Raw genomic sequence first — 971 nt, forward strand, 5'->3', positions numbered from 1 at the left:
GCTTTCAGCACCTCATAAAAAAGCCAGCACAATCAGAATTCCAGGAGCTTTCACCATGTCGTCGATTCGTCATTTCGCTTTGGCCGCCCTGGCCAGTGCACTGTTTGCGGGTTCCGCGGTTGCCAAGGATTACGAACTGCTCAATGTGTCATACGACCCGACGCGTGAGCTGTACCAGGATTACAACGCGGAGTTCATCAAGCTCTGGCAGAAGGATCACGCCGGCGACAACGTAAAAATCCAGCAGTCCCACGGTGGATCAGGCAAACAGGCCCGCGCGGTGATTGACGGTCTGCGCGCGGACGTCGTGACTCTGGCTCTGGCCGGTGACATCGACGAAATCGCCAAGCTCGGCAAGACCCTGCCGGCTGACTGGCAGACACGTCTACCGGATGCGAGTACGCCTTACACCTCGACCATCGTGTTCCTGGTACGCAAGGGCAACCCTAAAGGCATCAAGGACTGGGGTGATCTGATCAAGAACGATGTCGCGGTTATCACCCCAAACCCGAAGACCTCCGGCGGCGCCCGCTGGAATTTCCTCGCGGCGTGGGCTTATGGCCTGAAAGCCAACGGCGGTGACGAAGCCAAGGCCAAACAATACGTACAAACCCTCTTCAAGCACGTGCCAGTGCTGGACACCGGTGCTCGCGGTTCGACCATTACCTTCGTCAACAACGGTCAGGGTGACGTGTTGCTGGCCTGGGAAAACGAAGCCTTCCTGGCGCTGAAAGAAGACGGCGGTGCCGACAAGTTCGAAATCGTCGTACCTTCGCTGTCGATCCTTGCCGAGCCACCGGTGGCCGTGGTCGACAAGAACGCCGAGAAAAAGGGTAACGAGCAGATCGCCGATGCGTATCTCAAATACCTGTACAGCCCGGCCGGCCAGGAAATTGCGGCGAAAAACTTCTATCGTCCACGTGACAAGGTGGTTGCCGCGAAGTACGCCAAGCAGTTCCCGACCCTGGACC

Annotated in this window: 1 protein-coding gene; it reads left to right on the plus strand. The window is 57.9% G+C overall.

Annotated features, from left to right (window positions below):
- Positions 1–55: 55 nt before the first annotated feature.
- Positions 56–971 (plus strand): sulfate ABC transporter substrate-binding protein (locus tag AC1DRJ_RS29645; RefSeq protein WP_477805257.1); only part of this gene is annotated, 916 nt, incomplete at its 3' end.

The sequence above is a fragment of the Pseudomonas sp. P5_B2 genome, from assembly GCF_056400445.1.